Source organism: Flavobacterium sp., from assembly GCF_021151785.1.
GTDB lineage: Bacteria > Bacteroidota > Bacteroidia > Flavobacteriales > Flavobacteriaceae > Flavobacterium.
The window spans coordinates 1-8,138 of the sequence record NZ_JAGKWP010000102.1; the positions used below are offsets into that span (position 1 = coordinate 1).

At 33.9% G+C, this 8,138-nt stretch carries 8 protein-coding genes; all 8 read left to right on the forward strand.

Annotation, left to right across the window (positions count from 1 at the left end; translation table 11 throughout):
- The first annotated feature begins 62 nt into the window (after positions 1 to 62).
- The 8 genes from QZ824_RS09635 (at position 63) to queG (ending at position 8,125) form a co-directional block, all read left to right on the forward strand.
- On the forward strand, positions 63 to 1,202 hold the full coding sequence (locus tag QZ824_RS09635; RefSeq protein WP_291275810.1) for a cytochrome c oxidase subunit II: 1,140 nt from the start codon (positions 63 to 65) through the stop codon (positions 1,200 to 1,202).
- A gap of 33 nt (positions 1,203 to 1,235) precedes the next feature.
- Positions 1,236 to 3,002, forward strand: coding sequence for a cbb3-type cytochrome c oxidase subunit I (locus QZ824_RS09640; protein WP_291275811.1), 1,767 nt, complete (start codon positions 1,236 to 1,238; stop codon positions 3,000 to 3,002).
- Positions 3,003 to 3,097: 95 nt separating this feature from the next.
- Positions 3,098 to 3,424, forward strand: a complete 327-nt coding sequence (locus QZ824_RS09645) for a DUF4286 family protein (RefSeq protein WP_291275812.1) — start codon at positions 3,098 to 3,100, stop codon at positions 3,422 to 3,424.
- Between the two features lie 3 nt (positions 3,425 to 3,427).
- Positions 3,428 to 4,213 carry a 16S rRNA (adenine(1518)-N(6)/adenine(1519)-N(6))-dimethyltransferase RsmA gene (gene rsmA / locus QZ824_RS09650; protein ID WP_291275813.1) on the forward strand — a complete coding sequence of 262 codons (786 nt, stop codon included), beginning with the start codon at positions 3,428 to 3,430 and terminating at the stop codon, positions 4,211 to 4,213.
- Entirely contained in the window at positions 4,194 to 5,546 is a 1,353-nt protein-coding gene (mgtE, locus tag QZ824_RS09655) for a magnesium transporter (RefSeq protein WP_291275814.1), read from the forward strand. The genes rsmA and mgtE overlap by 20 nt, the downstream gene beginning before the upstream one ends.
- A 184-nt stretch (positions 5,547 to 5,730) precedes the next feature.
- Positions 5,731 to 6,753: a Holliday junction branch migration DNA helicase RuvB gene (gene ruvB, locus QZ824_RS09660; protein WP_014387480.1), complete on the forward strand. Its 1,023-nt coding sequence runs from the start codon at positions 5,731 to 5,733 to the stop codon at positions 6,751 to 6,753.
- Between the two features lie 27 nt (positions 6,754 to 6,780).
- Complete coding sequence (locus tag QZ824_RS09665; protein ID WP_291275815.1) at positions 6,781 to 7,155, forward strand: four helix bundle protein; 375 nt, start codon at positions 6,781 to 6,783, stop codon at positions 7,153 to 7,155.
- Positions 7,156 to 7,198: 43 nt separating this feature from the next.
- Complete coding sequence (gene queG, locus QZ824_RS09670) at positions 7,199 to 8,125, forward strand: tRNA epoxyqueuosine(34) reductase QueG (RefSeq protein ID WP_291275816.1); 927 nt, start codon at positions 7,199 to 7,201, stop codon at positions 8,123 to 8,125.
- Positions 8,126 to 8,138: the final 13 nt, after the last annotated feature.

Here is an 8,138-nt window from a genome sequence, read left to right on the forward strand (position 1 = left end):
AGGTAATCCTTATATAGAAGAAAGCAAACATTTTCATTATTAATATTTAAAGTAATAAACAAATGAACAGTTTATTGGTACTTATAATTGTAGTTTTATTAGGGGTTGCTATTTGGCAATTATCTAAAATATTTAATCTTACAACTGAAAAATCTATTGATAATTCAGAGATTGCTAATGATAAAGATAATAATGTAAATGGCTACCTAATGTTTGCTTTTGTTGGGTTTATATATATATTTACTATTTATTCATTAGTAAAATGGGGTCATTTTGTACTTGGAACACCTGCATCTGAGCATGGTAAAGATTATGATAACTTGATGTATATCTCAATGGTTATTATTTTTATTGTACAAACAATCACTCAGTTTCTTTTGCATTATTTCGCATTCAAATACAGAGGTAAGGATGGTCAAAAAGCTCTTTACTTTGCAGATAACAACAAGTTAGAAATGATTTGGACAGTTATTCCTGTAATCGTTTTAGCCGGATTGATTTTATACGGTTTATATACTTGGAACAGTATTATGAATGTTGAAAAAGGTGAGGAAGTAATCAATATAGAATTGTATGCTAAACAGTTTGGTTGGGAAGCAAGATATTCTGGTGATGATAACACTCTAGGTAAGGCAAATGTTAGATACATTAAAGACGTTAATACTTTAGGTGTTGATATGTCTGATCCTGCTGCTCAAGACGATAAAGTTGTTACTGAATTACACTTACCTGTTGGTAAAAAAATTCATTTCAGAATGCGTTCTCAAGATGTATTACACTCGGCATATATGCCTCACTTTAGAGCACAAATGAACTGTGTTCCAGGTATGGTTACTGAATTTTCATTCACTCCAACTGTAACAACTGCAGAGATGAGAAATGATCCTAAGATCATTGAAAAGGTTGCTAACATTAATAAAATTAGAGCTAAGAAAAGTGTTGAGTTAGTAGCTAAAGGTCAAACTGCTCTTGAACCATATACTTTTGATTATTTATTATTATGTAATAAAATATGTGGTGCATCTCATTACAACATGCAAATTAAAATCATTGTTGAGTCTGAAGCAGATTATAAGAAGTGGGTTAAAGAGCAAAAAACAATTGCTGCTCAAGTGAAGGAAGCATCTGCTCCTAAAGCTGATCCAGCTTCAAATACGGTAGTATTAGATTCTACTAAAACTATGGCTCAAGTAATTAAATAATTTAGATTAGATTAAATTTATAATATAAATAGTATGTCACACGATCACGGTCATCATAAAGAAACTTTCATTACTAAATACATTTTTAGTATTGACCACAAAATGATTGCTAAGCAATACCTTATCTCAGGTTTATTGATGGGGATAGTTGGGATTGTCTTATCGTTATTCTTCCGAATGCAAATTGCATGGCCAGAGGAATCTTTTGAAATATTTAAAATTTTCTTAGGCGAAAAACTGGCTCCAGGTGGTGTAATGAGAAATGATATTTACCTTGCTTTAGTTACTATTCACGGAACCATAATGGTTTTCTTTGTACTTACTGCTGGTTTATCAGGTACTTTTAGTAACTTGTTAATTCCATTACAAATTGGTGCACGTGATATGGCTTCAGGATTTATGAACATGCTATCTTTTTGGATGTTCTTCGTTTCTTGTGTTATCATGATTATTTCTCTTTTCGTTGAATCAGGTCCTGCTTCAGCAGGTTGGACAATTTATCCTCCACTATCTGCTTTACCTGAAGCTATTCCAGGTTCTGGTTTAGGTATGACATTGTGGTTAGTTTCAATGGCTATCTTTATTGCATCATCTTTGATGGGTTCATTAAATTATATTGTAACGGTTATTAATATGAGAACAAAAGGGATGTCGATGACTCGCCTTCCTCTAACTGTATGGGCGTTCTTTGTTACAGCTATTATTGGTGTCATTTCTTTCCCAGTATTATTTTCTGCTGCATTATTATTAATTTTTGACAGAAGCTTTGGAACGTCATTCTATTTGTCTGATATCTTTATTAAAGGTGAAGTTTTACATTATCAAGGAGGTTCTCCGGTATTATTTGAACATTTATTTTGGTTTTTAGGTCACCCAGAGGTATATATTGTATTATTACCTGCTTTAGGTATTACATCTGAAATAATTGCCACTAATGCTAGAAAGCCTATATTTGGTTATAGAGCTATGGTTACTTCAATCATTGCTATTGCATTCTTATCTACAATTGTATGGGGTCACCATATGTTCGTGTCAGGAATGAATCCTTTCTTGGGTTCAGTATTTACCTTTACAACTTTGTTAATTGCAATTCCATCTGCTGTTAAAGCGTTCAACTATATTACAACATTATGGAAAGGTAATTTGCAGTTAAATCCAGCTATGTTATTCTCTATAGGTTTAGTTTCAACATTTATTACTGGTGGTTTAACTGGTATCATTTTAGGTGATTCAACTTTAGATATTAATGTGCATGATACTTATTTCGTTGTGGCTCACTTCCACTTAGTAATGGGTATTTCTGCCTTGTACGGGTTCTTTGCTGGTGTATACCATTGGTTCCCTAGAATGTTTGGTAGAATGATGAATAAAACATTAGGGTATGTTCACTTTTGGGTAACTGCTGTTTGTGCTTATGGAGTATTTTTCCCAATGCATTTTATCGGTATGGCAGGTTTACCAAGAAGATATTACACGAACTCTGCGTTTCCTTTATTTGATGAATTAGCTGATGTTAATGTGTTAATTACTGTATTTGCTCTTGTAGGTGCTGCTTTCCAAATTGTTTTCTTCTGGAATTTCTTTTATAGTATCTTTAAAGGTAAAAAAGCAGTTATGAATCCATGGAAATCTAATACATTAGAATGGACAGCCCCTGTAGAACATATTCACGGTAACTGGCCTGGTGAAATTCCTGAAGTGCACAGATGGGCATATGATTACAGTAAGCCTGGTCACGATGAGGATTTTGTGCCACAAAATGTTCCAATGAAAGATGGTGAAGAACAACTGCACCACTAAAATATATAGGCCTCTAATTTAGAGGTCTTTTTTTTGTCTTTTTTTTACATACGCACTAGCTTATTATTAAGTATCTTTGCATAAAATAAGAGATAATGATAATATATAATGTTACTATCAATATTGACGATAGTGTTCGTGATGCATGGCTTAATTGGATGAAAACGAAACATATTGATGATGTACTTTCAACTGGACTATTTCATAAAGCTAAAATGATAAAAGTTTTAGTGGAAGAAGAAATGGGAGGTACAACTTATTCTATTCAATATTTTACAGATTCAAAAGAAAAGTTAGAAAATTATTATCTAAATCATGCGCCTCGTTTACGTGAGGAAGGCGCACGTATGTTTGGAGATAAAATGTTAGCATTTAGAACGGAATTAGAAGTTTTAGATGAATTTTTCACACGCAAAAACTAGTTCATGTCTGTAAAAGCAAAAAAACATTTAGGACAACATTTTTTAACTGACGAAAGTATCGCTAAAGATATTGCAGATAGTTTATCTTTAACTGGATATAAAAAAGTATTGGAAATTGGTCCTGGAATGGGTGTTTTAACTAAATATGTGTTAGAAAAACCTATTGAAACTTTTGTAATCGAGATTGATACGGAATCCGTAGAATATTTACAAACACATTATCTTAATTTAGCTCCAAATATCATTTCTAAAGATTTTTTAAAGTATAATCTAAAAGAAGTTTTTGCAGAGGAACCTTTTGCTATAATTGGTAATTTTCCTTATAATATTTCTACTCAAATTGTTTTTAAAACTTTAGAAATGCGTGATCAAGTTCCTGAGTTTTCCGGAATGTTTCAAAAAGAAGTGGCACAACGTATTTGTTCTAAAAAAGGGAGTAAAGTGTATGGTATTTTATCGGTATTAGCACAAGCGTTTTATGATTGTGAATATTTGTTTACAGTGCCACCAACCGTTTTTAATCCTCCTCCAAAGGTGGATTCAGGAGTAATGATTATGCGTCGTAAAGAAAATTATAAATTGGATTGCGACGAAAAATTACTATTTACTGTTGTTAAAACAGCTTTCAATCAACGAAGAAAAACACTGCGTAATAGTTTAAAAAGCTTGAATTTATCGGATAAATTACAAGAAGATACTATCTTTGCACTGCGTCCGGAACAATTATCCGTTGAAGATTTCATTTCGTTAACTCAAAAAATAGCTGCCGATGGAGTTCAAAATCAGTAAAGAATTTTTCGAACAAATAGAATCCTTAATTCAAGAGAATAAAGCTCAAGAGTTGGAAACACTATTACAAGATGTTCACTTTGCTGATATTGCAGAAATTATGAATGACTTGCAAGATGAACAAGCCATTTATATTTTCAATTTATTAGACTCTGAAAAGACAGCTGAAATTCTTCTTGAATTAGACGAAGAGGTTAGGGAAGCTATTTTGCGAACGCTTTCGGCAAAAGAAATTGCTGAAGAGCTTGACGAACTCGACACAGATGATGCAGCTGATATTATCGCTGAACTACCTCAAAAGAAAAAAGCCGAAGTAATTTCTGAGTTAGAAGACGTTGAACACGCTAAAGATATTGTCGATCTATTACGCTATGACGAAAATACTGCGGGTGGAATCATGGCAAAAGAGTTAGTTAAAGTCAATGAAAATTGGAATGTATTAACTTGTGTAAAAGAAATGCGCCTTCAGGCAGAAAATGTTACCCGTGTGCATTCTATTTATGTCGTTGACGATGAAGATCGATTAAAAGGTCGTTTATCATTGAAAGACTTATTGACCACATCAACTAAAACCCAAATTAGCGAAGTTTTTATTAAAAAAGTCGATTACGTTAAAGTCGACACAAAAGATGTAGAGGTGGCGCGTATTATGCAAAAATATGATCTTGAAGCCATTCCTGTTGTAGACGAACTAGGTCGTTTAGTTGGCCGTATTACTATTGATGACATCGTAGATATTATTAAAGAAGAAGCAGATAAAGATTACCAGTTAGCAGCCGGTATCTCTCAAGACGTTGAAGCTGATGATAGCATTCTAGAATTAACCAAAGCGCGTTTACCTTGGTTGGTGTTGGCATTATTTGGTGGTTTTATTTCAGTGCGTGTATTGGGTATTTTTGAACCAGCTATGGCAAATCATCCTACCTTATTTTTGTTCACTCCATTAATTGCTGCTATGGGTGGTAATGTTGGGGTTCAGTCAAGCGCTATTATTGTTCAAGGTTTGGCAAATAATACCATCACAGGAAGTATCATCAATCGCTTAATTAAAGAATTCAGTTTGAGTTTAATGAACGGTGCCTTCTTATCTGGAATTCTTATTTTAGTTAGTCATTTTGTTTTCGGATTCGAATATACCATTGGCATTACTGTTTCAATTGCTTTACTAAGTGTCATTATTTTTGCTTCACTTATCGGGACGTTTATTCCAATTATTTTAGACAAATACGGCGTCGATCCTGCATTAGCAACGGGGCCTTTCATTACAACTAGTAATGACATTATGGGGATATTAATTTATTTCACCATTGCTAAAGCAATACTTGGTTTTTAATCCGAAGCACATATTTATCGCCTCATACAAAAGCAATCCCGTTTTCTGTTTTATTTTTTTGTCCCATTCCGTTTCTTAATAATAAAAAAGATACCACTCCAACCTGGGCTATACTTCACTACTATTTTTCAATTCATAAATTGGTAAATAGATAAATACATCGAACTTTATTTATCTTTGTCCTATGAACGAAAATTTAAATCCAAATAAAGATAAATTCACACCGCAAGATATGGATATCGAGCGGGCACTTCGTCCGTTAAGTTTTGATGACTTTGCCGGACAAGATCATGTGTTAGAGAATTTAAAAATATTTGTGGCAGCAGCCAATCAACGTGGTGAAGCGTTGGATCATGCCTTGTTTCACGGACCTCCAGGTTTAGGAAAAACAACCTTGGCAAATATTTTGGCTAATGAATTGGGGGTAGGAATTAAAATTACATCTGGACCCGTGCTGGATAAACCTGGCGATTTAGCGGGTTTGTTGACGAATTTGGAAGAACGTGATGTGTTGTTTATAGATGAAATTCATCGATTATCACCAGTAGTGGAAGAATATTTGTATTCTGCTATGGAGGATTATAAAATCGATATCATGATAGAAAGCGGACCCAATGCGCGAACGGTTCAAATCAATCTAAATCCGTTTACCTTGGTTGGGGCTACCACACGTTCCGGATTATTAACCGCGCCTATGCGTGCCCGTTTCGGTATTCAAAGCCGATTGCAATATTATAACACCGAATTGCTGGCCACCATCATCGAACGAAGTGCATCCATTTTAAATGTGCCGATCGATTTAGAAGCGGCTATCGAAATTGCTGGTAGAAGTCGAGGAACGCCACGTATTGCGAATGCCTTGTTGCGTAGGGTGCGCGATTTTGCTCAGATTAAAGGAAACGGTCGTATCGATACCGAAATCGCACAATTTGCCTTGAAAGCATTAAATGTGGATGCGCATGGATTAGATGAAATGGATAATAAAATTTTATCTACGATAATTGATAAATTTAAAGGTGGTCCAGTCGGAATTACGACTCTAGCCACCGCTGTTGCTGAAAATGCAGAAACTTTAGAAGAAGTATATGAGCCTTTTTTAATTCAAGAAGGGTTTTTAATGCGTACACCTCGTGGAAGAGAAGCAACTGATAAAGCCTATAAGCATTTAGGTCGATTGAAATTAGGAAACCAAGGAGAGCTTTTTTAATTTAGAATTCAGAATTTAGAAAAAAACATGAATTATAAAGATAATGACTTAAAAGATCGAACTAAAAATTTCATTTTACGTGTTTTAAATTTTGTTGAGACTATTGAATATTCTATTGTAAAAAAAATAATTGTAAATCAATTGGCAAAATCATGTTCTTCAGTAGGTGCAAATTACAGATCAGCTTGTAGAGGGAGAAGTGATGCAGAGTTTATTTCAAAACTTAATATTGTTTTGGAAGAAGCAGATGAAACTTTATTTTGGTTAGAAATAATAAAAGAAATGAAATGGAAAGATACTTCTGAATTAGATTTTTTAATGAACGAAGCAAACCAATTAACCTCAATATTCGTTACTATATTAAAAAATACCAAAAGTAGAATGAATTTAAAATCTAATTAGTAGCCATTATTCTAACTTCTAACTTCTAACTTCTAACTTCTAAATTCTGACTTCTAAATCCACATATACCAATTTAATAAAAGAAAAGGCTTTGACATTGGGCTTTCTTTCTTGCGGAATTTCCCGAGCGGACTTTCTCGAGCAAGAAGCGCCACGTTTAGAAAAATGGCTCAATAAAAATTACCACGGGCAAATGGCCTACATGGAAAATCATTTCGACAAACGGTTAGATCCACGTTTGTTAGTTGATGGAGCAAAAAGCGTGGTGTCTCTACTACTCAATTATTATCCTTCCGAAATTCAAAATCCAGCGAGTTACAAGATTTCTAAATATGCCTATGGCGAAGATTATCATTTCGTCATTAAAGAGAAATTAAAGCAATTATTACAATTCATTCAGGAAGAAATTGGCGAAGTAAACGGACGAGTTTTTGTGGATTCGGCTCCCGTTTTAGATAAGGCTTGGGCTGCAAAGAGCGGCTTGGGTTGGATTGGAAAAAATGCCAATTTAATTACCCAAAAAGTAGGTTCGTTTTATTTTATAGCCGAATTAATTATAGACCTTGAATTAGAATATGACCTTCCTACTACAGATCATTGCGGTACCTGTACGGCTTGTATCGATGCTTGTCCAACACAAGCCATTATTCAACCCTATGTGGTAGACGGAAGCAAATGTATTTCTTATTTTACGATTGAGTTAAAAGACAATTTGCCGCAAGAAATGAAAGGTCAATTTAACGATTGGGTTTTTGGATGCGACGTATGTCAAGAGGTATGTCCTTGGAACCGATTTGCAAAACCCCATCAAGAACCACTTTTTGAGCCAAAAGCAGAACTACTTCAGTTTTCTAAACGCGATTGGCAAGAACTTACCAAAGAAACTTTCAATAAAGTATTTAAAAATTCTGCTGTCAAACGAACCAAGTTTGAAGGATTAATGCGAAATATTGATTTTGTAAAAGAATAAAATTGTATTTATT

Coding starts and splice junctions, on each gene's coding strand:
- mgtE (WP_291275814.1), top strand. CDS start 4,194: ATGGAGTTCAAAATCAGTAAAGAATTTTTCGAACAAATAGAATCCTTA.
- QZ824_RS09640 (WP_291275811.1), top strand. CDS start 1,236: ATGTCACACGATCACGGTCATCATAAAGAAACTTTCATTACTAAATAC.
- ruvB (WP_014387480.1), top strand. CDS start 5,731: ATGAACGAAAATTTAAATCCAAATAAAGATAAATTCACACCGCAAGAT.
- QZ824_RS09635 (WP_291275810.1), top strand. CDS start 63: ATGAACAGTTTATTGGTACTTATAATTGTAGTTTTATTAGGGGTTGCT.
- QZ824_RS09665 (WP_291275815.1), top strand. CDS start 6,781: ATGAATTATAAAGATAATGACTTAAAAGATCGAACTAAAAATTTCATT.
- rsmA (WP_291275813.1), top strand. CDS start 3,428: ATGTCTGTAAAAGCAAAAAAACATTTAGGACAACATTTTTTAACTGAC.
- QZ824_RS09645 (WP_291275812.1), top strand. CDS start 3,098: ATGATAATATATAATGTTACTATCAATATTGACGATAGTGTTCGTGAT.